The sequence below is a fragment of the Reyranella sp. genome, from assembly GCF_965228225.1.
GTDB lineage: Bacteria > Pseudomonadota > Alphaproteobacteria > Reyranellales > Reyranellaceae > Reyranella.
Genome location: NZ_OZ245801.1, coordinates 4313297 through 4339638 on the forward strand (window position 1 = coordinate 4313297; position 26342 = coordinate 4339638).

Here is a 26342-nt window from a genome sequence, read left to right on the forward strand (position 1 = left end):
GCATTGCCCGGCCGTTCTCTTTTGAGGGGAGCGCGCTACACTCGCGAAAACAGACAGGAGGATTCGCATGGCACGCGCCTTCGACATCGCCCCGCTCGACGCAACGTTCGGCGCGGTCGTCACCGGCCTCAGGCTCGCCGAACTCGACGACACCGCCTGCCGCGACCTTCATGCGGCGTGGCTCGAATACGCTCTCCTCGTCTTCCCCGGCCAGCACCTCAAGCGGGACCAGCAGATCGCCTTTGCCCGTCGCTTCGGGCCACTCGAGTTCGAGATGGCCGCGATCAGCAACGTGCGGCCCGACGGCAGCCTGCGGGTCGAGAGCGACAACGACGACATGATGAAGATCCTGAAGGGCAACATGGGCTGGCATGCCGACAGCACCTACATGCCGGTCCAGGCCAAGGGCGCGGTGTTCAGCGCCGAGGTGGTTCCCGGCATCGGCGGTCAGACCGGATTCGCCGACATGCGCGCGGCCTACGACGCGCTCGACGAGGATATGAAGGCGCGCGTCGAGAGGCTGCACGCCCGGCACTCGCTGCACTACAGCCAGTCGAAGCTCGGCCACGAGACGAAGGCGGCCGACGGCGAATATAGCGGCTACGGGCTGCACGACGGCCCCGTGCCGCTGCGCCCCCTGGTGAAGACCCATCCCGAGACCGGCCGCAAGTCGCTGCTGATCGGCCGCCATGCCCACGCCATTCCCGGCATGGTCCCGGCCGAGTCCGAACGCTTGCTGCAGGAGCTGATCGACTTCGCCTGCCAGCCGCCGCGCACCTACCATCACGACTGGGCACCGGGCGACGCCGTCCTGTGGGACAATCGCTGCCTGCTGCACCAGGCGACGCCGTGGGACATGACCCAGAAGCGCATCATGTGGCACAGCCGCATCGCCGGCGACGCGGCCAGCGAGACCGCGCTGGCGGGTTGACGTATCATCGGCGCATGGGACTGCTCCGACGCGACGCGCTTCTGGGAACAGCCGCGGCACTCATCGGCGGCCGCTCGACCGCAGCGACGAACGCGGTCCGCCTGATCTGCGGCTTCGGCGTCGGCAATCCGACAGACCTCTGCGCCCAGCTGATCCAGGACGGGTTCGCGGCCGCGCTCAACGAGCCGGTCGAGTTCGATTATACGCTGGGCCAGGCCGGACGCCAGGCCGCCCTCCAGGTGATCGACGCCGAGCCCGATGGGCGGATGCTGTTGATTGCCGAAATCCTGAACCTGGTGTTGCAGGAAACGCCGGCTGAGCCGCTGCTGTCGCGACTGCAGCCGATCGCCAAGGTGACGCGCGGCTTCTCGACCGCACTGGCGGTCAACGACCTCTCCGACATTCGCGACTGGCCGGGCCTGCTCGCCGCCGCCCGGGCCGCGCGCCTGAGGGCCGCGACGACGGGCGCGGACTCGACGATCGGCCTCCTGCTGGCGCTGGTCGAACGCCGCCTGAACCTCTCGTTCGAGCCGATCGAGGTGGCGGGCACCAATGCCGCCGTCGACCTGCTGCTGACGCGCCGCGCCGACATCGCGGTCGTCGATACGCGGACCGCACTGCTGCACAATGCCCGCAATCGCACGAAGCTGCGCGTGCTGGCGACCTCGGGCGCCCGCCGCTCGCCGCAGCTGCCGGACGTGCCGACCCTGGCCGAGCTGGTGGGGGACAGGAAGCTCGCCTACACGATCAGCTTCGGCGTCTTCGCGCCGGTGGCAACACCGGCGGCGGTGGCACACCGGCTGACGGCCGCGCTGGTGGGATTGCGCACCGACCGATCGGTTCAGACCCAGGCCCGCCTCGCTCACATCCCCCTGGAGTTCGACGGACCGTCCGCCGTCGCGACGGCGGTCGCGCGGGACCGGCGCGTCGCCGCCGACCTCGCCGGATAGGCTCCTTTCGCTGGGTAGTGGCATTCCGGGCCGATCGATTGACCGGCTGTCCGGGCGGTCCAGTATGGGCGGGAGCAAGACGCACGCCGCATCCTCGAGGATTCCATGGACATGCTCGTTCAGCCGGCCCCCACCCTCAGCGCCCCGGAGCGGGCGCGCGCCCTGCAGCCGCTGCTCGACCGGCACGGCGCGGAGATGGACCGCCGCCGCGACCTGGTACCCGAAGTGGTGGACGCGCTCATCGGCCAGGACATGCTGCGCCTGCTCTTGCCTCGAAGCCTGGGCGGGCAGGAACTACCCCTGCTCGATTTCTGCCGAACCGTCGAGGCCATCGCCTGGGCCGATGCCAGCACCGCCTGGTTCGTGAACCAGTCGAACGTCTCGTCGGCGACCTCCGCCGCCGCCATGCCGCCCGAGACGGCGGCCGCCCTGTTCGGCGATCCCGGCGTCGGCCTCGCCTGGGGCGCCCGCAACGGCGCGAGCCGGGCGATCCGGGTCGAGGGCGGCTACCGGTTGAGCGGCACCTGGAGCTTCGCCAGCGGCGGCCGGCACACGACCTGGATGGGGGCGCACAGCGCGGTGCAGAATCCCGACGGCACGCCGCATCATCGCCATGGCCGGCCCGACGACCGCAGCTTCGTCTTCAAGCGCAGTGAGGCGAAGATCGTCGACGACTGGTTCGTGCTGGGGCTGCGCGGCACCGGCAGCGACACCTACACGGTCGAGGATCTGTTCATCCCCGATGCCCAGGCGCCGGCGCGCGATGCGCTGGAGGAGCGGCGCGAGGCCGGGCCGATCTACACGATCATGTCGACGCTGCTCTATGCCAGCGGCTTCTGCAGCGTCACGCTGGGCGTCGCGCGACGGATGCTCGAAACCTACATCGATCTGGCGCGCGGCAAGCACAGCCGGGCCTCGATCAACGCCATGTCGGCCAACAATGCGGTCCAGCGCGAAATCGCCCTGCTCCAGGCACGCCTGTCGGCCGCCCGCGCCTACCTGCATGCCGAGGTGGCCCAGGTCTACGACGCGGCGGCCAACGGCACGCTCGACGTCGACCGCCGCATGCGGCTGCGGCTTGCGACCACACATGGCATGAACGAGGCGACCGAGGTCTCGATCGCCGCCTACCGTGCTGCGGGAACGACCGCGATCCTGGACTCGGCGCCGTTCGAGCGCCGCTTCCGCGACGCCATGAGCGCAAGCCAGCATCTGCAGGCCATGATGGGCCATGTCGAGATGGTCGGACGCCACATTCTCGGCGTCGAGAACAAGCTCCAGAACCTCTGACCGATCGCCTGTAAGCGCCGAGTAAGCTGCCCTGAGCAAAGTCGGTGCCCGGCAGCAAGGGCGGGCGCATTGACTCTGAGGCGGCGAACCTCGCAACTCCTGGGCGGACAGGGCCATCGGGACGGGGCCGTGCTGTGTGTCCGCTACGGCCTTTTTGCGCTGATCCTCCTGAACGTCGCAACATCGGTCCTCAGCACCGTCGCCGAACTGGACGCCGCTCATGGCACCGCCTTCGACGCGATCGAGAACGTCTCGCTCTTCATCTTCGCCGCAGAGTATCTGCTCAGGATCTGGATCGCCCCGGACGAAAGCTTCAGGAGCCGCGAGCCGGCCTGGCGGTCCCGGCTGCGCTGGATGCTGAGTGCCGAAGGCCTGATCGATCTCCTCGCCGTCGCGCCCTTCGTCCTGAGCGAACTGATGGATGTCGATCTCCGCGTGATCGTTCTGATCCGGCTGCTACGCTTCTTCAAGTTCGCCCGTTACTCGCCGGGCTTCCACTCCCTCGTGGAAGCGGTGCGTGCCGAGCGTCACGCGCTGACGGCCTGTATCCTGATCCTGGCGTCCGTGGTCCTGATCTCCGCCGGCTTCCTCTACGTGCTGGAGCACAAGGCGCAGCCGGACAAGTTCGGATCGATTCCCGACTCGATGTGGTGGGCCATCGCCACCGTGACGACCGTCGGTTATGGCGACGTGGTGCCGGTGACCATCTGGGGTCGCATCGTGGGCGCGCTGACCATGGTGGTCGGTCTGCTGATGCTGGCTCTGCCGGCCGGCATCGTCGCCACCGCCTTCGCGAACATCATCGCGCGGCAGAACTTCGTCGTGACCGGCGGCCTGATCGCGCGGATGCCGATCTTCGCCGGCATCGATGCCAGCACGATCATCAACCTGCTGCCCTCGGTCGGCACGCGGACCTATGGGCCGGGGGAATACATCGTCAGGCGCGGGGAAACCGTGACGTCGCTGTACCTGATCGCCGAGGGCAAGGTCGATGTCGAACTGGGACGAAACCGCCAGCGGCTCGGGCCGGGAGATGCGTTCGGCGGCCGGCCCGCCCTCGCGCAACGGTCGGTCCGGACCGAGACCGTGGTGAAACTGCTGGTGCTGGCGCCCCTGGAGGTCAACTGGCTGCTGGAATCCTTCCCCAGGATCGCCGCCTACATCACCGAACTCCTGTGACCTCCGGCGCGTCCGCCCGATGCGACGGAGGCGCCAGCCAGAGCGAGCCGGGGGCACAGAGGTCGACGACGTCGGTGATGAAGCGGCCGTCGGTCTTGAGGATGACCTCGCACTTGCCGTAGCCGGGGCTCTTCTCGAACACGTACACCGCATCCTGCCCGTAGATCTGCCGGGCCGAAGGATTGCGGGCTGCGAAGTCGGTCACGGTATGGCCCACCCAGCCGGGCGAAGGCTGCGGATTGTCGCGGCCGATCCGGAAGCCGTCACAGGCGGTGAGAAGAGCGAGGGACAGGAGGATGCTGGCGACACGAAGCATGCTGCAACGGTGCCGCGTAAAAGCGCGGCGCGCAACTGCGATCCTCAGGCCGACCGGACTGCAACCGCCGTCACCGGGCGAAGAAGCAGACGAACCGGTTGAACCTGCGGCGGTCCTCCAGAAGCCCTGTGGTCGCACTGAGCGCCCGGTTCAGACAGAAGTAGATCGCCAGCAGCGTCGCATAGACCTCGATCGGTGCGGTCAGCAGCCGGTTGTTGATCTGCCGGCCGATCTCCGTCACTTCCGCGAGGCCGATCAGGAAAGCCAGCGACGTTCCCTTCAGCAGCGTGATGTAGCGCCCGGTCATGGCCGGGATCGAATTGTAGACCGCAATCGGCAGGAGGACGTAGAGCGCCAGCTGGAGCGGCGACATGCCCATCGCGCGCGCCGCCTCGATCTGGCCGACCGGAACCGACAGAAGCCCGCCCCGGACGATTTCCGCGAGGTAGGCCGCATTGAAGAGCACGATGGCGATCAGGACGCTCGCGAACTTCGTCGATTCGAGGCCGAAATAGGGTGGCGCGAAATACGCCCAGAAGATCAGCACCAGGAGCGGAATGTTGCGCAGGAGTTCCACGTATCCGCCGGCGATCCACCGCACCGGCCGCGGTCCGGCGAAGCGCAGGTAGCCCACGAGCAGCCCCAGCACCGTGGCCAGGGCGATGCCGATCAAGGACAGTTCAACGGTGAGGGCAACACCGCCGAGCGACTTCGGCCAGTCCCCAATCAGCAGGCGCCGGATATTGTTCTCCGTGAAGACGAGTTCCCAGTTCATGCCGCGCTCCGCCTGTTGCGCGACAGCCGGCGCTGGAGCACATGGCCCAATGCCGAGATCGTCGAGCAGACGACGAGATAGAAGACGGTGATCGCGGTGAGCGCTTCGACGCCGCGAAAGCTCGTATAGTCGATGTGCCGCGCCTGGTAGGTGATGTCGGCAACCCCGATCGCCAGCGCGAGCGAGGTGTTCTTGATGAGGCTGACCGACTCGTTGACGATCGATGGCGCGATGATGCGCACGAGCTGCGGCAGCAATATGTAGCGGACCGACTGCGCGAAACCGAAGCCGATGGCCTCGGCGGCCTCGTACTGGCCGCGCGGAATGGCATTGAGTCCGCCGCGCACGATCTCGGCGATGAAGCCGCTGTGATAGACGCCCAGCGCGAACACCACGGCGACGAACTGGAAGCCGTAGTCCCGCAGCACCATCAGGGCGCTCTGCGGCAGGATCACGGTCGCGGAAAAATACCAGAACAGGATCTGCACCAGCGGCGGCGTGTTGCGGATGACCTCGACGTAGAACCAGCAGAAAGGCTTCAGCAGCCCCACCTGCGACCAGCGCAGCACGCCGAACAGAAAGCCGAGCAGCAGCGCGAGAACCAGCGACAGCGCCGCGAGCTCGAGGGTCACGAGGGCGCCTTGCGCCAGCAGGCGCCCTCCCTCACCCCACAGGATGCTCCAGTCGAACTGGTACATCCCGCCTCAGTCCCAGACTTCCATCTTGAAACCGATCTCGTCCTTCCTGAGGTTGAGCTTGGTGCCGGGGCCGATCCACTTGTCGTAGATCTTGTCCCAGGTTCCGTCCTTCCACATGTCCTGCAGGGCAAAGTTGAGCGTGTCGCGCCACTTGGAGTCGTTCTCGCGCACGCCGATCGCGTAGTCGCCGCCGCCGAGCGATTCGCCCACGATCATGTAGTCGTCGGGCTTGGGCGAGTTGGCGCGCAAGCCGGCCAGGATGATGATGTCGGCCACCACGGCGTCGATCAGGCCGCGCTGCATGGCGAGGAAGGCTTCGGGATAGCCTTCGAAGGTCTGGCCCACGGCTTTGGGCTGGGCCGCCGCCAGGTTCTTCAGCGCCAGCGCCCCCGCTGTGGTGCCGACGCGCTTGCCGGCCAGGTCGGCTGCGGACTGGATGCCGCTGCCCTTCTTCACCATCAGCTTCTGGCCGGTCCAGAAGTATCCGATCGTGAAATCGACGACCTTGTCGCGCTCGCGATAGTGCGTGAGGGTCGCGGCGATCATGTCGATGCGGCCCTGCTGCAGCAGGGGAATGCGCGTGGCCGCCGTCACCGGCACCAGCTCGACCTTCACCCCCAGGCGATTGCCGATCTCCTTGGCGACATCGATGTCGAAGCCGACGATTTCGCCTTTCTCGTCCACGATGCCGAAGCCCGGCACGTCCTGCCGCACGCCGACGCGCAGGACGCCGCGCTTCTTGACTTCCTCCAGTGCATTGGCCGGTGCCTGCGCGAGCGCCGGTCCGGCAAGCAGAACGAGCCCCATTCCCGCGATCAACTGCCGTCGATTCATCTCACACTCCTTCGACCGATATTCGCTGCCCCAGCACCGTCCGCACGAAACGGCGCGCTTCCTCGCTCTGTGGCGCCCGGAAAAACTCTTCCGGTGTCGCGACCTCGACGATTGCGCCGGCATGCATGAACGCCACGCGGTCCGCGGCCTCGCGCGCAAAATTCATCTCGTGGCTCACGATCACCATGGTCATGCCCTGCTGGGCGAGGCCACGCATCACGTCGAGCACTTCAGTCACCATCTCGGGATCGAGGGCCGAAGTCGGTTCATCGAACAGCATCAGCGAGGGCTGCATGGCGAGCGCACGGGCAATCGCCACGCGTTGCTGCTGGCCACCGGAGAGAAAATCGGGAAAGGCCTGGGCCTTGTCGGCAAGCCCGACGCGGTCGAGGAGCGTGGACGCGATATCGTGGGCCTCCGCCCGGCTCTTCCCCAGGATCTTTCGCGGGCCGAGAGAGATGTTCTGCAGCGCCGTGAGATGCGGAAAGAGATTGAACGACTGGAACACCATGCCGATGTGGCGCCGAAGCTGCCTCAAGTCCGATCGGCTCTTGGGCACTTCCATGCCCTCGAAACGGATGCTGCCCCGATCGATCGGCTCGAGGCCGTTGATGCAGCGCAGCAGCGTGCTCTTGCCCGAGCCGCTCGCGCCACAAACGCTGACAACCTCGCCGGCCGCGACGCTGAGACTCACGCCCTTCAGCACCTGCAGCGTGCCGAAGGATTTGTCGACGCCGTCGATCTCGAGGAGCGTGGCCATTATGGCAATCCCCCCAGCAAAGCCCGTGCCCCGTCGAGGATCGCCGGCAAGGGACCGACGAGATTTATCCGGACGCGCCCCTCGCCCGTCGCGCCGAACACCGAACCCGAGGTCACCGCGACACCGGCGCTCTCGAGCAGATGCGCGGTCATGGCATCGCTGGACATGCCGAATCGCGCGATGCCCGGAAAGAGATAGAACGTGCCCTCGGGCGGCGACGCCTCCAGGCGGCTATCCGCTCGCAGGACGGCGAGGCAGGCGTCGCGCTTTTCCTGATATGCCTTGCGCAGGAACGGCGCCCATTCGTCCTCCCGGGCCATGGCCTCGCACGCGACCTTCTGCGACACGAGGCTCACCGAAGAGATCAGCTGCTGCGTGCAGGTCGCGATCAGGCGGCAGACCGGCTCCGGGCCGACCAGCATGCCGATGCGATAGCTCGGGAGGGCGAACGCCTTGGAGAAACTGTAGAGCAGGATGGTCCGGTCGCGGATCGCATCGAAAACGCCGGGACTGAGATGCCTGCCGTCGTCGAAAACGAAGAGATCGAAGCTCTCGTCGCAGATCAACCAGAGGTCACGCCGGCGCACCAGATCGACCAGCCCTGAAAGCTCGGCCTCGGTGAACACACGGCCGGTCGGATTGTGCGGCGTGTTGATCAGGATCGCCCGGGTGCGGGGCGTCACGGCGGCGCCGATGGCCTCGATGTCGAGACGATGGTCCGGGCCGGCAAGCGCGACCGTCACGGTCTTGCCGCCTGCCAGCGTGATCGACGGCGCGTAGGTGACCCAGCAGGGATCGAGCACGATGACTTCGTCGCCAGGCTCGAGCAGGGCCAGCGCGGCGAAGTAGACACCCTGCTTGGCACCGATCGTCGCCACCATCTCGCGCTCGCCGCGCACCACGCCGTGTCGACGCGCCAGGCGCTCGGCGAAAGCCCGTCGCAGGAACGACTCGCCCCACGGATCGCCCAGCGCGTTCTCGCCCGGCGAGATGCCCGGCGGGATCAACCCCACCAACGGCGCGGGATCGGGGGCGCCGCCCGAGAGGTTGAAGATCGTCCTGCCGGCCGCCCGCAATGTCCGCACCCGGTCGCCGACGGCCAGCGTCCCCGAAGGCGGCAGACGGGCAAGAAGCGGCACGATCAGCGCTCCCCGTGCCTGCCGAGTGCTTCGGCGTAGACGTCGACGACGCGCTCCATGTTCACGGTGATGTGCTCCACCGTCATCTTCTTCGCGAGCTTGAAGTTCCGGTCACGCACGGCCTGCGTGATGTCGCGATGGTACTTGTATTCGGAGCGGCCCGAGAACTCGTTGCGCAGGAGGATGAACCGCACCGGCAGCGACATGGCGTTGACCTGATGCAGGATCGTGCGCAGCACCGAACTCTCGGTGCTGTCGATCATCAGCTGATGGAACTCGATGTTGTTCAGAAAATAGCCTTCGAGATCCTTGCGGGCTGCCGAATCACGCATCACGGCGTTGATGCGGTCGAGCCCGTCGCACAAAGCGTCGACCTGCTTGGTCGAGAGCGCGTCGATCACCTCGGCTTCGAGTTGGGCGCGCAGGCGATAGAGATGGCGCAGGTCGTCGGCGGTGTAGTGCTTGACCTTGAAGCCGCGTCGCGGGGCATGAAGCACCAGCCCCTGCAATTCGAGGATGCGCAGCGCCTCGCGCACCGGCCCGCGGCTCGCGCCGTACTCGGCGGCGAGATCGATCTCGCGCAGCGAGCTGCCCGGCGGATAGCGCCACCGGATGATCCCCGCCTTGATGCGATCGGCCAGAAAGTACGGGATCGTCTCGGGCAACGACACGACGTTGCCCGTCTCCCCTCTCGCCGCTGGCAGGCTGCTTGCTGACGCCATTTTGCCGATTCTCAATTGTTTACAATTTACTTCTGACAGTGTTGCGCATAGCTTCGCCCCCTGTCCAGTCAGTTGTCGGTGTCGGAGGAAAAGCATGGACGCGAAGCAGGCCAAGGCGATTTCGGACCAATGGATGATCCCGACTCCCGCGGGTGCCTACATGGCCGGCCTCGAGAACCGGCCGATCATCGAGCGGGCCGAGGGCATCGAGGTGATCGACACGACGGGCAAGCGCTACCTCGACTTCGGCTCGGGCCAGATGGCCGCCGCACTGGGGCACAATCACCCGCGCTATGTCGCTTCGGTCAAGAGAAGCCTCGAGACGATCAGCCATTCGACCAAGACGTTCCTGAACGTGGACCGCCTCGAGCTGCATCGCAGGCTCGGCGAAATCCTGACGCCGCCGCTGCAGAAGACGCTGTTCCTGGTGAGCGGCAGCGACGCGATCGAGGCGGCGATCGATCTCGCGCGAAAGGCGACCGGCGGCGTCGACGTGCTGGCGCTCGACATGGCGCTGCACGGCTCGACCTCCTTCGTGACGCGGTCGCTGACCTTCGGCTGGGGCCGCGCCAAGCACCGGCTTGCCGCCCCCGGCACCTCGTCCATCCTGACGCCCTACGCCTATCGGTCGCCGCTGGCCGGCGGCAATGATTTCGTCGAGAAATGCCTGCAGCTCAGCTTCGAGATGGCCGACGCGAACTTCACGGCCAAGCCGGCCGCGGTGATCCTCGAGCCGGTGCTGAGCGCCGGCGGCATCATCGTGCCGCCCCCGGGCTATGTGAAGGCCCTCACCAAGATGGCGCACGACCGCGGCATGCTGGTGATCATGGACGAATCGCAGACCGGCCTCGGCAAGACGGGCAAGATGTGGGGCCATCTCTACGAGGACGTCGTGCCGGACATCATGACGGTCTCGAAGCATTTCGGCGCCGGCATGCCGGTCAGCGCGGTGTGCACGACCTCCGAGATCGCCCAGCAGGCGGTCGACAACGGCTACTTCGCAACCCGCTCGCACGCCTGCGATCCGATTGCCTGCGCCGCGGGCGTGGCCAGCATCGACATCATCCAGCAGGAAAACCTGGTCGAGCGTGCCGCCGCCATCGGCCGCCGCATGCAGAGCGCGATCGAGGCCATGGCGAAGGACGTCGAGGCGATCGGCGACATTCGTGGCCGCGGCGTGCTGTACGGCATCGAACTGGTCGAGGACCGCGGGACCAAGGCCCCGGCCAGCGACCTCTGCCGCGCCGTCGTCGCGCAATGCCAGCAGGACGGCCTGCTGGTACAGTCGCGCGGCAGCCACGGCCGCATGAACGTTGTGCGACTGGTGCCGCCGATGGTCTCGACCGACGCCGAGATCGACCGCGGCATGGAGATCCTGGAAAACGCCCTGCGCGCGGCGGTGCGTGGCCAGACGGCGAAGGCGGCCTAAGCCCGAAGTCCCTCGTCAGGAGGCGCTCACGCCCAGGTCGGGCGGGCCCTCCCGTCGGCGTCCGAGGGCGCGCCTAGTCGCGGAAGCCGACGAACACCGTGGCTTCGCCGACGGGCTTCCGTTCGGACACGACCGCGTTTGCCGGGAAGGTCTCGTCCGGCCAGCCGAGCGCAATGCTCTTCATGATCACCTGGTCGTCGGCAATGCCGGCATGCTCGCGCACCACGGGTGACTGCATGATGCCCTGGCTGTTGATCACGGCCCCGAGCCCGCGCGACCAGGCGGCATTGACCAGCGCCGTCGTCACGGCGCCGCAATCGAACGGTGTGTCGTCGCTGCCGTCCAGCACGCGATCGTAGGTCACGATGATGCAGACCGGCGCGTCGAACTGGCGGAAGCCACGCAACACCCAGTCCTGGCGCATCTCCTTGTCGTCGCGCGCGATCCCCATGGCGGAGAACAACTGCTTGGCGACGCCGACCTGACGATCCCGGTGCGGACCGGCGAAGGGCTGTCCCGTGCGGAATTCGCGCGACTGCGGGACCCCCGCCACCATCCGCTCGGTGTTGCCCGCGCGGATGCGGTCCAGCGGTTCGCCGGTGATGACGTAGAAGTTCCAGGGCTGGGTGTTCATCGACGATGGCGCACGCATGGCCAGAGCAATGATCTCCTCGATCAGCGCGCGGGGCACCGGATCGGGCTTGTAACCGCGGATGCTCCGGCGACCGAGGATCACGTCATCGAACTGCATTTGTCTCTGGTCTCCCCATGATTCGCGAATGAGCGCGAATTGTTCCGGCATTGCGGCCTTCGCGCAAGGCGAGCGGCTCGCGAGAATATCGACCTGCATTGATTGGCCCGGTGCCGTCAGGCGGCGGGCATGCTTTCGAGGACCGCAGCCGTCTCAAGCCACTTTCGCGCCTGGCTCGTCCTGTTGAAGATCCGCATCGGCCTGCGGGGCGTCGCGAGAATCCCAAGGACCCTGGAGAGCAGCGGGTATTTGTCGTCGGGGATGACGACCGCCAGCGGGCCGAGCGCCACGCCCGCGGCCTGAAGGCCGCGTATCCGGACGCCAATTTGGAGGATCTCGAGAGCGGTGAGCCGCGTATCCGCCTGACTGCCGTCGAACAGCTTGCGGTAGCCGAGAGCCTCCGAGCCGACCAGGATATCGAGCATGCGATGGACCTCGTGCGCCTCGACGAAGCCCGTACAGGTGACTTCGAAAAGCCGCTTCTCCGAACTGATGGTCCAATACAGGCTCATTGCCGAGTTCTCGCCGTACGTACTGCCAGTCGCCGCCAGCCAGGGAATTCAATTATCTGCCTTCCTACTGTAATATTATTCACCCCTTGGCCAAAGCGGGATTTCCGGGCGCGCTGTTGCCCCATCGCTCCGTGACCTCCCACCCCCAATAGTGTAGGAAACAAGCACCGTTGCTCGAGGATCCGGCGTGCAATGGCTGAGAGAGGCATGTGCTCCCGCCCTCATCGAGGCGCATCCATGACCCACTCGCACGACCCGCCATTTCCACCTTCCCTGGTCGCAGCCGTTCACGTCGCCTCGTATGCCCTGCTGCGCGCGCAACCGGCTGGGCGCTCGATGGCCAGCATCCCGAGGCCGCCCAACAAGCCGCCGCGCGAACCTCCTCCTGGCTCCACGCGACCGCCGCCGCCCATGCCTGTGCCACCGGGGCCACCGTCAGGTCCGCCGCCGGCGTGAGTCTCCTTTTGAGGGAAGCCCTGCCATGACCGACAATTCGATCTCGCTCAGCGCAGACGAGCAGATCACCCTGCGTCGCGTCGCCTTCGGTGAATCGCCGGCCCATACGCTCCGGACCGGAGACCTCGTGCGGTTGCGGCACCTGCGACTGATCGCCGATGGCAAAGACGGGCCATACCTCACCGCAGCTGGCCGAACCTGTTTCGAGTCCCTGCCCAAGCCGACGATGTCGGAACTGCCGCAAGGCGGCTTCGCGGAGGAGGTCGAGCGCATTCGCCGGATGAAGACGGGCGGTGCGTGACTGGCCTACCCCCTTCGACCGGAATAATCTTGCCTTCCATGCAGCAAGCGGAAGCTTGCACCGTTTGCCCGATACGACACCCCGTTGAACCCCCATCGAGGTCCCCCGATGAACCCCGCCACTGAGACCGCCTCGCCCCGATCGTCCGGACTGGACACGCTCCCGGCCCAGGTGCGTGCGATCGTGGGCTCGATCCTGGGAATCTCCCCCGACCTGGCCACCGGCAGCGCCGCCCTGGTGGCCGACCTCGGCGCCACCAGCCTCGACTTCGTCGAGCTGGTGATGGCGGTCGAGGATACGTTCGGGGTCGATATCCCCGATGCGGAAGCCGACCGGCTGATCACCGTCGACGACCTCGTCGCTCTCATCGTCCGAGAACGCGCGCAGCGATAAGCGACGGCGGTGAGCTGCGCACGGTCGCGCAGACCTTCGACAAGACTCAGGCGGCGCGCTAGGCTCGCGATGCGCGTTCCGGAGGTCATCCAAAAAATGCTGGGTCCGTCTCGGGCACGTCTCTGAAACGGGAACCCGTCTCCATGCCCTCCTCCTGGCAGCCCTCCCTGGCGCGCCTGTTGCCCGCCAATCCAGGACACTACGACGGACCGCTGCTGTCCTTCTGGGCCGCCCTCCTCTGGCTCGGCATCATCACCGTGCGTTCCTGCATCCATCTGCTGGCGGCCGACGGGGGCGCGCAGTCGATCGCCACGATCGACGTCGCGACCGTGGACGGCGGCTCGAACATCGTGGCGGTCTTCGGCCAGTGGGGCGCGATCCAGCTTCTGCTCGCGCTGCTGCTTTGGGTGCTGCTGCTGCGCTGGCGTGGCACGGTGCCGCTCGTACTGCTGGTCTTCACCCTCGAGCCCGTGTTGCGCGGGCTGGCCGGAACGCTGAAGCCGGTGACGACGATGGGCACCGCCCCGGGGGCCGCGCTCAACTGGTTGACGCTGCCGCTTGTCGCGTTCTTCTTGTACCTGTCGCTCTGCCCGGCACGCCGCTAGAGGCCCGGCACGCCGCTAGAGGCCCGGCACGCCGCTAGAGGAAGGAGCGGGCGACGCGAAGATCGCGCTGCATCGTCTCCCGAACCAACTGCGCATCGCCCGCAGCGACCCGCGCGCCCAGCTGACCCAACGAGCTGACGAGGTCGCTGGGGAATGGCCCCGCAAGGTCGCGCGCGATGCTCTCGACGAAGGAACTGGATGATCCCGGCGGCGCAAAGACGGAATAGCTGAATGTGTAGTCGCGCTGCCGGTCGCCCATGAGCTCCGCAAAGGTCGGCACCGCGGGGAAAGAAGCCGAGCGGGCGGCCCCGAACGTCGCAAGCACGGTGGGCGTCTCGCCGCCGCGTGCCATCACGGCAGCCACGGAATCCGTGGTGACGACGCCGATCGCCGTCGTCCCACTGAGGACGGCTTCGAAAATCAGATCGTTGCCGGGAGCATCGACGTCGGTCACCCCCGGGGCGGCGGCAGCAACCCACGCCAATGCCGGGCCATAGGCAGAAAGACGCCCCGAGCCGGCGAGCTTAAGCCCACGAGCCCGCGCGGCCGACACCACGTCCGCCCAGCTCTTCAGGCCGCTCTTTGCGCCCGTGATCAAAGCCGTCGAATAACCGTTGGTCACTTTGGCGATGGGCACCAGCCGCTCCACCTCGGCAAGCTTGCCCTGTGCCACGCCATTCATCATCAGCGTGAGCGTGTCGGCGACCAGAATCCGACTGCCGGCAGATCCCGCCAGGAAGGCCGGCACGGGCGCGAAGCCATGGTCGCCGGGGATCGCCCGCAGGGTCGGCGCCGGCCGGCCCTTGCTCGCGAGAACCGCGCCGACGAATCGCGCAACCTGTCCGGTCACGCTTCCGGCCGTATAGCCATGCAGGACTTCCAGGGGAGTATTCGCCCACGCGCGACCGAAGGGGACGGCACCCAGAGCCGTGAGGCCAACAACCATCGCCCGACGCTGAATGACAGCCATAGCCCTACTCCACTGCAAATAGTTGCACAAAAGATGCTATTAGGTGAGCACAATCACCATATCGACTGAATGCTGGCAAGCGGCATGGCGCGAGGGCGCTTCTGGTTTGCCGCGTATCGGACGCCCCGGCAGAGAATGTTGATGCGCGGCGTGGCCCACCCTCAATAATGGCGCCGCCAGAATGGAGAATGAAGCATGCCCGCGTCCTACCAAACTCACCGCAACCAGCTCGAACTGATCCTCGAAGCCTGGGGCATGCCGAAGGAGACGGCGGCCGGCACGGCGGAGATCATGAGCTGGGCGGACCTGCACGGCATCGACACGCACGGCATCTCGATGGTGCCGCCTTACGACGAGCGCCGGCGGGCCGACAAGCTCGACATACGCGCCGAGCCCCGGATCGTGAAGGAGACGCCGGTGTCGGTGCTGGTCGACGGCGGCGGCGGCCTCGGCCATCCCGCCGGCCGGCGCGCCATGGAGATCGCCATCGAGAAGGCGAAGAAGACCGGCATCGGGGTGGCGGCCGTGCGCAACTCCGGTCATTTCGGCGCCTGCGGGTTCTATGTGCTGCAGGCGGTCGATGCCGGCTTCATCGGCATGGCGACGACCTCGGCGAGCGGCATCAACATGGCGCCGACCAACGGCGCGCAGGCCCGCCTCGGCACCGATCCGATCGCCTTCGCCGCGCCCGGCAAGCCGGGCGAGCCGTTCCTGCTCGACATGGCGACCACGACCGTCGCCGCTGGCAAGATCCGCAACAAGGCGAACGAGAAGCTCCAGACGCCGATCGGCTGGCTGGTGACCAAGGACGGCCTGCCCAGCACCGACCCGCACGAGGTCAGCAAGGGCGGCTACATGACGCCGCTCGGCGGCACGCCCGAAGGCAGCAGCCACAAGGGCTACGGGCTCGGTGCCATGGTCAACATCCTGAGTTCGGCTTTGTCGGGCGGCGTGATGGTAACGGATCCGACGCGCAACACGCGGCCCGGCCCGATCGACATCGGTCACTTCTTCCTGGCCATGGATCCCGGCATGTTCCGCGACACCGCCGACTTCCAGGCCGACGTCGCCGCCTTCTGCGACACGCTGCGCGCCACGCGGCCGGCCGATCCGGCGAAGCCGGTGCAGGTGGCGGGCGATCCCGAGCGCCGCATCGCCGCCGCCCGACTGAAGACCGGCATCCCGGTCGGCCCCAACCTGCTCGCCCAGGTCAAAGAGATCGCGCTCGCCTCGGGCGCGCAATGGATCATGGAAGGCTGACAGCCCGCGCGAAGTGCCCACTTTGAGTACAATCGCGCTTGTCACACGACGGGGTGCCCGTCAAAGGTGAACGATCGGGAGCTTGGCGCGGCCGTCGACACTGCTCCCCGTCAAGGCACGGACCCCGATCATGACAAAGTCGGAAAGAAAAAATCTGTTCGCCGGTGCGATCGGCAACACGATCGAGTTCTACGACTTCATCATCTACGCGTACCTGGCGGTCTTCGTGGCCGAGCATTTCTTTCCCGCCGGCGACGGCGTGACGGCATTGCTGGCAAGCTACGGTGCCTTCGCCTCGGGCATGCTGATGCGGCCATTGGGCGGCATCCTGTTCGGCACCATCGGCGACCGCTTCGGCCGCAAAGCGGCGCTGCAGCTGTCGGTGCTCTTGATCGCAGTGCCGACCCTGATCATCGGCCTGATGCCGACATACGCCACCATCGGCATCGCGGCACCCATCATCCTCGTCATCCTGCGGATGCTGCAGGGCCTGTCGGTCGGCGGGGAATATGCATCGGCCATTGTCTTCCTGATCGAAACCAGCCCAGCCCGTCGCCGCGGCGTCGCCGGCAGCTTCGGACCGCTGGGGGCCGTGGGCGGTCTCCTGCTCGGCACGTTGATGACCTACCTTACCACCTCGGCTCTGGGCGAGGAGCGAATGCACGACTGGGGATGGCGCCTGCCGTTCCTCGCCAGCGTCTTGTTGACAGGCATCGGCGTCGTGCTGCGCCACTCCCTGGCACCGGAGCGGGTTGAAAAGAAGAGTCGTTCGCCCCTGCGCGAAGCATTTACCGGTTACTGGCGCCAGATGCTGGCGATCGGCCTGGCCAACATCTCGACCGCGATCGTCTCGTTCGTCGGCTTCATGTACGTCGTGCCGTGGATCGAGCGGCACTCATCTGCGAACACATCGATGGCCTTGATTGCCAATATGTTCGGCCTGATGGTGATCTGCATGGCTGCACTTGCCGGCGGCTGGATGGGCGACCATATCGGCCGCCGTCGCATGTCGATGATCGGACTGATGGTGTTGGTCGCGGTCGCATGGCCGGCGTTTCAATTGATGTTGAGCGGCAATTTCATGCTGATGGCGTTGGGCAGCATGTTGCTTGGCATCGGTCAGGGACTCTTCATCGGTGCCTTCTCGGCCATGATGGTGACGCTTCTGCCCCGAAATGTGCGCGTCACCGGCATGGCCTTCAGCTACAGCCTCGCCACGGGCGCGTTGGGCGGCCTGGCGCCCCTCCTGTGCGAGTATCTGGTGGATCGCGCCGGCCTCCTGATGGCACCGGCCCTGGTGATCGCGGTGAGCGCGGCTCTTTCCCTGGCCGTGATCGCCTTGCACCCGCTGTGGCGGCACAATGACGAGAGCCTGCCTGAGGACCATGCCAGCGGAGCGCCGCTCCGCGGATCTCACCTCGATGCAAACCCGGGGACGCCCGTTCGGGAGCGGCTGTCGATCTGACAGAGGCAGTCCGGACAGGATTACTCCATCTGGACGTTGGCGGCCCGCGCGGTCCGGCTCCACCGGTCGATCTCGCGCTCCACGAACCGGCTGAAATCGGCCCGGGACTCCGGTTCGACGCGCGCCGCCTGTTCGAGCCACAGGCGCTTTATGGCAGGCTCGGCCAATGCCTGCTGGATCGCGGCGTGCATCCGATCGAGGATCGGTGAGCCGGTCCGGCGCGGCGCGAAAACCCCGAACCAGTTGACGACGCGGAAATCGGGGAACCCGGCCTCCTCCATCGTCGGCACCTCGGGCATGAGGCGTTCGCGACGGCGCCCCGCCACCGCAAGGACACGGAGATCGCCCTTGTTCACGTAGCCCGTCAGCGTACCGATCGACATGAAGGTCGCAGCGACGTGGCCGGCAAGAAGGTCACGCAGAGCGGCTGCCCCGCCGCGATAGGGCACGTGATGCAGTTCGATGCCCGCCCGCTTCTGCAGCATATCGATAGCCAGGTGAGTCGTCGTTCCCAGACCTATCGAAGCGACGTCTATGGAGCCGGGCGCCCGCCGGGCATGCTCGACGAATTCCCGGACCGATCGTACGTCGAGGCGCTCCGGGTTGACCACGAGGGACGACTGCGTGCGTGCCAGGGCGCTGATCGGCTCGAAATCACGGCCGAACTCGAAGCCGGCATTGGGATAGATGACGGGCGCATAGGCGAGGCCGGTGAAGGCAACCAGGAAAGTGTAGCCGTCAGGCGCCGCGCGGGCCGCCTGTGCAGCGGCGATCGTGCCGCCGGCGCCGCCACGATTGTCGATCACGATGGTCTGGCCGATGCTCTCCGAGACACGCTGCGCGACCGGGCGGGCGAATGCGTCGGTCAGGCCCCCCGCCTGGAACGGCACGATCCAGTTGATCGTACTGTCGTCGGGCCAGCTCGAGCCGCGGCTGCCTGCCGGCAGGAACGCCGCGGCGGCGCCGATCAGCGCACTGCGGCGGGAGAGACGCGATAAAGGGAACATTCGTTCGGACACCGAGCAACCCATCGCGACCCGAGCACGTGGCCATCGCAGCAGCAACGCGAACTGCCGCCATACTGGCAGGGATGAGGCGGCATCAGCTCGGCAAGCGGGACCTCAGTGCGCCACCAGCAGCGGCACTCGGGAGGAAGAGATGACCTTGGCGGTGGCGCCGCCCATACCCAGGAAGGTAAGCAACTGGCCGCGACCGTAGGCGCCCATCACGAGCAGGTCGGCCCGCTTGTCATTCGTGTAGCCCAGAAGCGCACGCCCGCGGGCACGCGCCGACACCGCGCCCGGGTCGATGGACTCGACGAAGGTCTGGATCCCGCTGCGACCGAGGGTGCGCGCGAGGTAAGGTGCCCCGACACGTTCCGGCGCCTGGCCGACAACCACGATCGTCACCCGCTTTGCCCGAGCCAGGAAGGGCGCCGCATAACCGACCGCCCGCGCGGCCTGGAAGCTGCCGTTCCACGCGACCACGACATGGTCGAAGTCGCCCTGACCCGGGTCCGGCGGCGCGATCATGACCGGTCGAGCGCAGTCGTATATCGCGGCCTGCACGGTCGCGGGCGCGACGTTCTCGGGGTCGGAGCCCGGCCGCCCGACAACGACGAGGTCGGCGCTGCGACCAAGCAGAATCAGACCGTCGAGCGTGGGCATCTTGTCGGCTGTGTAAGTCGAGCCCCTCAAGGGCTCGAGAATCTCCGCATACTGGCGCGCGCTCTCGGCGGCGCGTGCGTCGTCCTCGCCGTGCCCGACCATCGGCGGCATCATCTCGCTGGCCATCACGATGTCATGGGGCATGCCCGGCGTGACATGCAGCGCATCCGCCTCGCCGCCGAATACGCCCGCCAGGCGCTTGGCGAGCTTGAAGGACATGGCCGAGTCGGGACCGCCTTGGGAAATGGCAAGAATCGACCTGAACATCACCGGTCCCTCCTTTTTTGATTCAGTCGCGTCTTTGAGTGGTGTTCCCGCCTTTTCCACAAGCAAAGATTGCACCACTTTGGTTGCGTCAGGGTCGTGCGCCGATGCCGCTTGGGCAGCCCGGATACCGTCGGATCAATGCGAGCCACCCTCTCCGCTCGGCCTGCGCTTATCGGGCTCCGGACCGCTGTAGCCGAGCAGACTGCGGACCTGATCGCTGATGTCGGCGTCCGACAGATCGATTCCCTCGGCCTCCACCATCGCTCGAATGCGCTTGGCGTGCTTTTCGAACCAGGCCCGGCGGAACAGGGGCGTCATGTTGATGACGGTCGCCGTGCTGATGGTGAAGGAGAAGATGCCCGAGACTGCAATGAAGATGGGGAGCATCGACCAACGTTCAGACGCGATGTCGGAGATGATGCCGATGGTCGTGTAGCAACTCCCCGCAAACAGCATCGCCCGGACGGGATCGTCGACGATCCGGAGCGACACGAGCGCCAGTCCCCAGAGCGCGATTGCACTCAGCTGGACCAGGGCCAGATATACGACCGATATGAAGAAAGCCGCCAGGGCCTTGTCGTGGGCCCGGCGCGCGAGGCAGCTGCGCACCCGAATCTCGTAACGCACCGAGATGCGGCGGATGAAGAAAGAGTTCAGCCACAAGACGCCGACCAGACCGCCCAGGCCGAGCAACGTCGTTTGCAAAAGCGATACGAGCTGGAACTCGGTCAGGAGCAAAGGTCTTTCTTGGGTTGCTGCACCGGCCGAGCCTACACGCCCCGCAGACGCTGGCAAGCGATCGCCACGAGCCGGGAGAATGCGCACGCCCCGTAGACGGCACGGCGAAGTCGAGAAAGGTCAGGGAAGAGGAAAGCCGCCTATCGGATCGAGGCTTCGCCAATGGCCTTGGCGCTGACCAAGGCATCGATGTCGGCGTCGCTGTAGCCCACTTCCGCCAGCACTTCCCGCGTATGCTCACCGAGCCTCGGTGGCAGGCGATGGATGGCAGCCGGGCTTTCCGAGAAGCGTGCTGGCGGGCGCGCCTGCTGGATCGTCCCTTCCGTCGGATGTTCCAGATTCTGAAACAGGCCGACCGCCTTCAGATGCGGCTGCTCGGCGATTTCCGTCATCTTCGCGAACGAGGCGTGGGGCACGTCGATCTTGAGCAGCAATTCTTCCCATTCCGCAGTGGTCCGCTCGAGCGCGATCTTGTTCATCCGCGCGTAGATCGCATCGATGTTGGCCGCCCGCTTGATCGGATCGCGGACGGAGAATTCCTCGATGCATTCGGGATGGCCCACCGTCTCGAAGAAGGTGCACCAGTTGTCGCCGGAGTAGGGAAGCATGGTGAGCCAACCATCCTTGGTCCTGACCGGCCGGCGTTCCTTGACCCGCTTGTAGCCCGCCGGACCGATCGGCGGAACGAAGGCGTGCCCCCCCAGCATCTCGATGCTGTTGAAGGCCGCGACGGTCTCCAGCATCGGCACCTCGACGAGCTGGCCCTTGCCGGTGCGCTCGCGATAGACCAGCGCCGCGGCCACGGCGCCGGCAAGCGCCAGTCCGCACAGCTTGTCGCCGACAAGGCTCGGCACGAAGGCCGGCTCGTCGTCCGTCCCGATGGACGAAGCGAGACCGGACGAGGCCTGGACGATCTCGTCGAAGGCCGGCCGCTTGGCCCAGGGCCCATCCTGGCCGAAGCCGGTCGCGGCCGCATAGATGATCTTCGGGTTGAGCGCCTTGCAGGCCTCGTAGCCGAAGCCGAGCCTTTCGAGCGCGGCGGGACGGATGTTCGTCACCAGCGCGTCGGCGCGGGCGATGAGACGACGAAGCACCTCGGCGCCGCCGGTGGTCTTGAGGTCGACCGCCACGCTGCGCTTGTTGCGGTTGGCGGCCATGAACTGGCCGCTCATGCCCCTGTTGCGGAACTGACCGGTATAACGCCACTGATCGCCGGTGAGCCCCTCGACCTTGATGAGCTCGGCGCCCCAGTCGCCCAGCGTCTGGGCCCCGAAGGGGCCGAAGAGGACGGTCGTCAGGTCCAGAATGCGCAGGCCGGCGAGCGGCCCCGTTGCCTCGGTCATTGCAAATCCCGCGGATGGTCGGTTCGACGTATCAGATAGACAAGCGCAGGACGCGACGAAAGTGCGTCCAACCGAGCGTCGAAATGCAATGGTGGCAGAGGTCGCTTTGCCGCATCAAAAAGCCCGCTCTCGCGAAAGAAAGCGGGCTTCGATCTCGTCGGCGGTGGCCGGCCGGGCGGTCAGGCGACTTCCTTATCGGCCTTCGGCACCGCATCCCAGAACGACGTGTTGAAGGCCTTCTCGATATCGACCTTCTCGGTGAGCGCCTTGAGTTCGAGCAGGGCATCCTGCTCCTTCATGATCGCCGCCTTGTCGGTGTAGCCGACGCCCTTCGCCTTGCCCGCGCCCGCCAGCACGAGGCTCGCGATCACGTCCATCATCGCTTCCTGGTGCTTGCGCTCGAGCGCCGGTCCACCCGCCTTGAGGAGGATGTCGACGGTCTCGGCCTTGTTCATGACCGCGTAGCGCCAGCCCTTCATCGAGGCATTCATGAAGTTCTGGACCGTCGCCGGCCTGTCCGAGATCACCTTCTCGGAGGTGATGAGCGGATCCTTGAAGGTCGAGAGGCCGTATTTCTCCGGATAGATGTAGTTGAGTTCGGCCGCCGGAATGGTGCGCTCGAGCGCGATCAGCGTGTTGTAGTTCACCGTCGTGAGAACATCGAGTTCGCCGTTGATGAACGGCGTGTTGGTCGCCGGCTGCGGCACGATGGTGGCGTCCGACGGAGAAAGGCCGGCCTTCGCCATCATCGCGAAGGTCAGGTACTGCGCTCCGGTGAACCAGGTGCCGACCTTCTTGCCCTTGAAGTCCTTTGGCTCGACGATTCCGGAAGACTTGCGGGACACGAACACCGTGGCCGAGCCCTGGAACATCATGGCGAGCGACACCAGCGGCAGGTTCTTGGCCCGCGCGAACAGGATGCTGTCGGACCCGCCGCCGACGCCGAACGTGTCGCTGCCCGCCGCAACCAGGGCCTCCGAGTTGAGGTTGGGACCGCCCGGATTGATCGTCACGTCGAGCCCGTTGGCTTCGTAGTAGCCCTTGGCCTTCGCCACGTAGTAGCCGGCGAACTGTCCCTGCGGCAGCCACTTGAGGCGAATCGAGACCTTCTCGGCGGCGCGGGCGATGCCCGGTGCGGCCACCGACGCCGCGGCGCCAAGGAGGACCGTGCGGAGCGACGTACGGCGGGTGATCCTATTCATCGACATGACCTCTCTGGAATGCTTCGCCGACGGCTACGCAATAACCTGACCAAACGGTCCACTACCAGTGAATGACCTTTCGTTCGGCGGCACTCACCAGCGCGAACAAAGCGAGACTGGTGATCGAGGTGACCAGCACGGCCGACCAGACGCGCAGGAAGTCGGTCTGCTGGGCGGACTGGAAGATGATCCAGCCGAGCCCGCTGTATGCGCCGAGCATCTCGGTGACGACCGCGACGATCATGCTGCGCACGACCGAGAGCCGGATACCGGTCATGATCGCCTTTGCCGCCGCCGGCATGCGCAGGCGCCACAGGATCGCCAGCGGGCCGGCACCGAAGCTCCGCAACAGGTTCACGACGGCCGCGTCCACCCTCTCCAGGCCCGCCAGCGTGTTCAGCAGGATGGTGTAGCTGACGACGAACGCCACCATGAACACCTTGCCTTCCGGTCCGACACCGAACCAGAGCAACGCCAGCGGCGAATAGGCGACGGACGGCACGGAATGGATGGCAACGAGTGGTGGCAGGACGACCGTCTTGGCGGCCGGCACGAGGACCAGCAGGGTCGCGAGGATGACGCCGACGATCGTGCCCAGCGCGAGGCCGATCAGCACCTCGGCGACGGTCGTGGCGGCTGCGCCCATCAGGGTCCCGCGCAACTCGAAGGCATTGGCGAAGATGCTCGAGAGCGACGGCAGGATGTAGGTCGGAATCTGGAAGATCCGCACGACCGCTTCCCAGACCGCCAGCAGCAGGATGAAGCCGGCCGCGCCCAGCAGGAACTCGCGTTTCGGAAGGGAGGAGACCATCACATCTCCTCCTTCCAGAAGACGACGGCGCTCTCCGCCGCGGCCACGATGCCGTAGAGGGTGGCGCCGACGACCGCCGTGGCAAGGATCGCCGCCCACATCAGCGCGCTGTTCTCGTAGAACATGGCGCTGAGCAGCAGCACCCCGAGCCCGCTCGTATCGCCGAACCACTCGCCGACGATGGCCCCGATCAGCGCCAGGGTCACGCTGAGGCGCAAGGCGACGAAGATGCTCGGCAGCGCGGCCGGGAACCGCAGCCGCCAGAAGACCTGCCAACCCGACGCACCGAAGCTGCGCAGGAGCGCCACCTGCCCCTGCGGCACGGACAGCAGGCCCGCCAGGGCATTCACGGTGACCGGGAAGAAGGTCAGGTAGAACGCGATGATCGCCTTGGACGCGAGCCCGTTGCCGAACACCATGACGACGATCGCGCCGAAGGCGATGACCGGCACGGTCTGCGAGACGATGAAGACCGGAAAGAACATGCTCCGAAAGGTCTTCACCTCGAAGAACACATAGGCACTCAGCAGGCCGAAGAGGACACCGATCCCGTAGCCGATGACCGTTTCGAGAATCGTCTTGATGCTCGAATCGATGAACGCGTCCTTCGCCTCCATCATGGTCCGGAACACGTCGGACAGGGGCGGGAGATAGAGCGGATTGATGCGGAAATGCCCGGTTGCCCATTCCCAGAGCAGACCCATGACGACGACGGAGGCGAGGGCGGACAGGACCTTGCGGAAGGCCGGGCCGTTCGGCGCCGAAGGCCACGAACGGCGCGGCAACGCGATCGCCTGCTCCGACATCAATGCGCCCCGTCGCCGAGCACGCTGAGCAGGCGGCGCTTGAGGCTGATGAAGTCCGGCGAGGTCACGATCGACGCATCGCGCGGCCGATCGAGTTCGATCTTCTCGTCGAGGACGATTCGTCCGGGACGGGCCGCCATGGCGATCACGCGGTCACCGAGGAAGATCGCCTCGTCGATATCGTGGGTCACGAAGATGACCGTGCGGCGATGCTTTTCCCAGACATCGAGCAGCCAGCGTTGCATGGCGTTGCGCGTGAGCGCATCGAGGGCGCCGAACGGCTCGTCGAGCAGCATCAAATTGCGATCGAACAGGAAGGTGCGCATCAGCGCCACGCGCTGGCGCATGCCGCCGGAAAGCTGTTGGGGATAGTGATTGTCGAAACCGCCGAGCCCGAATTCTTTGATCATCGGCCGGGCGAGGTCGCGCGCCTCTTTCTTCGGGCGGCCTTCGATCTCGAGGGCCAGTATCGCATTGTCGATCACCGTCCGCCACGGCAGCAGCATGTCGCGCTGGGGCATGAACGCGACGCGGCCGAGAAGATGGTCGAAGGCCTGTTCCCGGCCGTCCAGAAACATGCGACCGCCGCAATCCGGCGCGGTGAGACCCGCGACGATGTTGAAGAGCGTGCTCTTTCCGCACCCCGATGGGCCGATCAGCGTGACGAACTCGCCTTCCTTGATCGAAATGTTCACGTCGCCCAGGGCCTTCGTGCCCTTCCCGCCGCTGTCGAAGGTCTTCGACACGTTCTCCAGCCGAAGACGTTCCGGGGCCGACGCCGGCGAGGTGGACGGCATGATCTTCTCCCTGGCTGGCATGTACGTCATCGGTGCGTCCCGTTCGCTTCACTGCACGGCGCAGAACGCCGCGGATAACCGCTGGTCATTGCCGACCGGCGAGATGCCGGTCTATGCAAAAGCCCAACCATCCCCCACGAAGAGACAAGCGGTCTTGCGACCTTCTTTGCCCCTGCCCCATTCTGTCGCCAGACCTTCGATCGAAAGCGAAGCCAGACAATGAACAAGAAAAACGCTAATCGGAAGCTGACCAAACTGTCAACTAATGGGCAGTCCCGCGCTACGGTCAAAAAAGCAGCAACCAAGGGCCGCCGTGCTCCCTTTGGCAGCAGGGAAGAAGAACCGGAGTCGGTTGGCCGCATTCGCAAGTTGACGATGGCCCACATCGTTTCATCGGCGGAACGCGTGTTTGCGGAAGCGGGTTTCGGCGGCGCCAGCATGCTCGAGCTCGCGCGCGCCGCTGAGGTTCCGAAAGCCAATGTTCACTACTATTTCGGCAACAAGGAGGGCCTGTACAAAGCCGTCCTCGACAACGTGCTCGCCCACTGGATCTCGACCACCGATCATTTTCAGGCGGACAGCGATCCGGCGGAAGCCCTGTCATCCTACATCCGCGCCAAGGTCGAACTGTCCAAAACCCGACCATTCGCCTCGAAAGTTTTTGCCAATGAGATTCTGCACGGCGCGCCGCAGCTGCAGTCCTACCTGGCAAACGACCTGCGCATCGCCTTCGAAGCGAAATCCAGGATCATCCGGCAATGGGTCGCCAAGGGCCTGATGAAGAATGTCGAGCCGATGCACCTGTTCTTCTGCATCTGGGCAATGACGCAGACCTACGCCGATTTCGAGGCGCAGATACGCGCGGTGCTCGGCGTCCAGAAGATGACGGACGACGTCTACCGCAAGGGCGCCGACATGATCACCCAGCTCGTGCTGGGTGGCTGTGCCGTGAAGAGTGCGAAGAAATAGGGCCCG

General features: G+C 66.1%; 29 protein-coding genes. 11 read left to right on the forward strand and 18 right to left on the reverse strand.

The genetic code is table 11. The features are described 5' to 3' along the window. Nucleotides 1-67 precede the first annotated feature (67 nt). From ACO07K_RS21000 to ACO07K_RS21015, 4 genes are all read left to right on the forward strand, one after another. On the forward strand, nt 68-931 hold the full coding sequence (locus ACO07K_RS21000) for a TauD/TfdA dioxygenase family protein (protein ID WP_422031253.1): 864 nt from the start codon (nt 68-70) through the stop codon (nt 929-931). Between the two features lie 14 nt (nt 932-945). After that, complete coding sequence (locus ACO07K_RS21005) at nt 946-1881, forward strand: tripartite tricarboxylate transporter substrate-binding protein (protein WP_422031255.1); 936 nt, start codon at nt 946-948, stop codon at nt 1879-1881. A gap of 105 nt (nt 1882-1986) precedes the next feature. Further along, complete coding sequence (locus ACO07K_RS21010) at nt 1987-3171, forward strand: acyl-CoA dehydrogenase family protein (RefSeq protein WP_422031257.1); 1185 nt, start codon at nt 1987-1989, stop codon at nt 3169-3171. A 129-nt stretch (nt 3172-3300) separates the two neighbouring features. After that, a complete protein-coding gene (locus ACO07K_RS21015) occupies nt 3301-4350 on the forward strand; it encodes an ion transporter (protein ID WP_422031259.1) in 1050 nt (349 codons plus the stop codon). On the opposite strand, the gene ACO07K_RS21020 is transcribed toward ACO07K_RS21015, so the two are convergent. The 7 genes from ACO07K_RS21020 to ACO07K_RS21050 form a co-directional block, all read right to left on the reverse strand. Beyond that, nucleotides 4334-4666, reverse strand: a complete 333-nt coding sequence (locus ACO07K_RS21020) for a hypothetical protein (protein ID WP_422031261.1) — start codon at nt 4664-4666, stop codon at nt 4334-4336. The two genes, ACO07K_RS21015 and ACO07K_RS21020, sit on opposite strands and share 17 nt — an antisense overlap. Before the next feature lie 70 nt (nt 4667-4736). Further along, nucleotides 4737-5441, reverse strand: coding sequence for an amino acid ABC transporter permease (locus ACO07K_RS21025; protein ID WP_422031263.1), 705 nt, complete (start codon nt 5439-5441; stop codon nt 4737-4739). Continuing rightward, on the reverse strand, nt 5438-6139 hold the full coding sequence (locus tag ACO07K_RS21030) for an amino acid ABC transporter permease (protein WP_422031265.1): 702 nt from the start codon (nt 6137-6139) through the stop codon (nt 5438-5440). The genes ACO07K_RS21025 and ACO07K_RS21030 overlap by 4 nt, the downstream gene beginning before the upstream one ends. Nucleotides 6140-6145: 6 nt before the next feature. Continuing rightward, nucleotides 6146-6973: an ABC transporter substrate-binding protein gene (locus ACO07K_RS21035; protein ID WP_422031267.1), complete on the reverse strand. Its 828-nt coding sequence runs from the start codon at nt 6971-6973 to the stop codon at nt 6146-6148. A 1-nt stretch (nt 6974) separates the two neighbouring features. Then, nucleotides 6975-7733: an amino acid ABC transporter ATP-binding protein gene (locus tag ACO07K_RS21040; RefSeq protein ID WP_422031269.1), complete on the reverse strand. Its 759-nt coding sequence runs from the start codon at nt 7731-7733 to the stop codon at nt 6975-6977. Then, entirely contained in the window at nt 7733-8872 is a 1140-nt protein-coding gene (locus ACO07K_RS21045) for a pyridoxal phosphate-dependent aminotransferase (RefSeq protein WP_422031271.1), read from the reverse strand. The genes ACO07K_RS21040 and ACO07K_RS21045 overlap by 1 nt, the downstream gene beginning before the upstream one ends. Before the next feature lie 2 nt (nt 8873-8874). Beyond that, the gene (locus ACO07K_RS21050) at nt 8875-9543 is read right to left on the reverse strand and encodes a GntR family transcriptional regulator (RefSeq protein WP_422031273.1); all 669 of its coding nucleotides are present in this window, start codon (nt 9541-9543) and stop codon (nt 8875-8877) included. A gap of 145 nt (nt 9544-9688) precedes the next feature. Between ACO07K_RS21050 and ACO07K_RS21055 the strand changes: the two genes are divergently transcribed. Continuing rightward, the gene (locus ACO07K_RS21055; protein ID WP_422031275.1) at nt 9689-11023 is read left to right on the forward strand and encodes an aspartate aminotransferase family protein; all 1335 of its coding nucleotides are present in this window, start codon (nt 9689-9691) and stop codon (nt 11021-11023) included. 73 nt (nt 11024-11096) lie between these two features. On the opposite strand, the gene ACO07K_RS21060 is transcribed toward ACO07K_RS21055, so the two are convergent. Together ACO07K_RS21060 and ACO07K_RS21065 are read right to left on the reverse strand one after the other, a co-directional pair. After that, on the reverse strand, nt 11097-11774 hold the full coding sequence (locus ACO07K_RS21060; protein ID WP_422031277.1) for a nitroreductase: 678 nt from the start codon (nt 11772-11774) through the stop codon (nt 11097-11099). Between the two features lie 116 nt (nt 11775-11890). After that, entirely contained in the window at nt 11891-12199 is a 309-nt protein-coding gene (locus tag ACO07K_RS21065; protein WP_422031279.1) for a hypothetical protein, read from the reverse strand. Nucleotides 12200-12767: 568 nt separating this feature from the next. Between ACO07K_RS21065 and ACO07K_RS21070 the strand changes: the two genes are divergently transcribed. The 3 genes from ACO07K_RS21070 to ACO07K_RS21080 all read left to right on the forward strand — a co-directional run bounded on the left by ACO07K_RS21070 (nt 12768) and on the right by ACO07K_RS21080 (nt 14041). Beyond that, nucleotides 12768-13043, forward strand: coding sequence for a hypothetical protein (locus ACO07K_RS21070; RefSeq protein ID WP_422031281.1), 276 nt, complete (start codon nt 12768-12770; stop codon nt 13041-13043). 108 nt (nt 13044-13151) lie between these two features. Then, nucleotides 13152-13436 (forward strand): acyl carrier protein, encoded by a 285-nt coding sequence (locus ACO07K_RS21075; protein ID WP_422031283.1) that lies wholly within the window; start codon nt 13152-13154, stop codon nt 13434-13436. 143 nt (nt 13437-13579) lie between these two features. Then, nucleotides 13580-14041 (forward strand): hypothetical protein, encoded by a 462-nt coding sequence (locus tag ACO07K_RS21080; RefSeq protein WP_422031285.1) that lies wholly within the window; start codon nt 13580-13582, stop codon nt 14039-14041. A 34-nt stretch (nt 14042-14075) separates the two neighbouring features. Here the strand turns inward: ACO07K_RS21080 and ACO07K_RS21085 are convergent, their stop codons facing one another. Continuing rightward, the gene (locus ACO07K_RS21085) at nt 14076-15011 is read right to left on the reverse strand and encodes a tripartite tricarboxylate transporter substrate-binding protein (protein ID WP_422031287.1); all 936 of its coding nucleotides are present in this window, start codon (nt 15009-15011) and stop codon (nt 14076-14078) included. A gap of 195 nt (nt 15012-15206) precedes the next feature. Here ACO07K_RS21085 and ACO07K_RS21090 point away from each other — a divergent pair, with 195 nt between their 5' ends. Further along, complete coding sequence (locus tag ACO07K_RS21090) at nt 15207-16271, forward strand: Ldh family oxidoreductase (RefSeq protein ID WP_422031289.1); 1065 nt, start codon at nt 15207-15209, stop codon at nt 16269-16271. 130 nt (nt 16272-16401) lie between these two features. Further along, the gene (locus ACO07K_RS21095) at nt 16402-17736 is read left to right on the forward strand and encodes an MFS transporter (protein ID WP_422031291.1); all 1335 of its coding nucleotides are present in this window, start codon (nt 16402-16404) and stop codon (nt 17734-17736) included. 20 nt (nt 17737-17756) lie between these two features. Here ACO07K_RS21095 and ACO07K_RS21100 read toward each other — a convergent pair whose 3' ends face one another. The 8 genes from ACO07K_RS21100 to ACO07K_RS21135 all read right to left on the reverse strand — a co-directional run bounded on the left by ACO07K_RS21100 (nt 17757) and on the right by ACO07K_RS21135 (nt 25367). Next, a complete protein-coding gene (locus tag ACO07K_RS21100; RefSeq protein WP_422031293.1) occupies nt 17757-18743 on the reverse strand; it encodes a Bug family tripartite tricarboxylate transporter substrate binding protein in 987 nt (328 codons plus the stop codon). 114 nt (nt 18744-18857) lie between these two features. Further along, nucleotides 18858-19670 (reverse strand): hypothetical protein, encoded by an 813-nt coding sequence (locus ACO07K_RS21105; protein WP_422031295.1) that lies wholly within the window; start codon nt 19668-19670, stop codon nt 18858-18860. Nucleotides 19671-19805: 135 nt separating this feature from the next. Further along, the gene (locus tag ACO07K_RS21110) at nt 19806-20408 is read right to left on the reverse strand and encodes a hypothetical protein (protein ID WP_422031297.1); all 603 of its coding nucleotides are present in this window, start codon (nt 20406-20408) and stop codon (nt 19806-19808) included. A 140-nt stretch (nt 20409-20548) separates the two neighbouring features. Next, on the reverse strand, nt 20549-21751 hold the full coding sequence (locus tag ACO07K_RS21115) for a CaiB/BaiF CoA transferase family protein (protein WP_422031299.1): 1203 nt from the start codon (nt 21749-21751) through the stop codon (nt 20549-20551). 179 nt (nt 21752-21930) lie between these two features. Continuing rightward, a complete protein-coding gene (locus ACO07K_RS21120; RefSeq protein ID WP_422031301.1) occupies nt 21931-22953 on the reverse strand; it encodes an ABC transporter substrate-binding protein in 1023 nt (340 codons plus the stop codon). 61 nt (nt 22954-23014) lie between these two features. Then, complete coding sequence (locus ACO07K_RS21125; RefSeq protein ID WP_422031303.1) at nt 23015-23764, reverse strand: ABC transporter permease; 750 nt, start codon at nt 23762-23764, stop codon at nt 23015-23017. Beyond that, a complete protein-coding gene (locus ACO07K_RS21130; RefSeq protein ID WP_422031305.1) occupies nt 23764-24570 on the reverse strand; it encodes an ABC transporter permease in 807 nt (268 codons plus the stop codon). Before ACO07K_RS21130 ends, ACO07K_RS21125 begins: the two co-directional genes overlap by 1 nt. Next, complete coding sequence (locus ACO07K_RS21135) at nt 24570-25367, reverse strand: ABC transporter ATP-binding protein (RefSeq protein ID WP_422031307.1); 798 nt, start codon at nt 25365-25367, stop codon at nt 24570-24572. The genes ACO07K_RS21130 and ACO07K_RS21135 overlap by 1 nt, the downstream gene beginning before the upstream one ends. A 219-nt stretch (nt 25368-25586) precedes the next feature. On the opposite strand from ACO07K_RS21135, the gene ACO07K_RS21140 reads away from it, so the two are divergent. Beyond that, complete coding sequence (locus tag ACO07K_RS21140) at nt 25587-26336, forward strand: TetR/AcrR family transcriptional regulator (RefSeq protein ID WP_422031309.1); 750 nt, start codon at nt 25587-25589, stop codon at nt 26334-26336. The last annotated feature ends 6 nt before the right edge of the window (nt 26337-26342 follow it).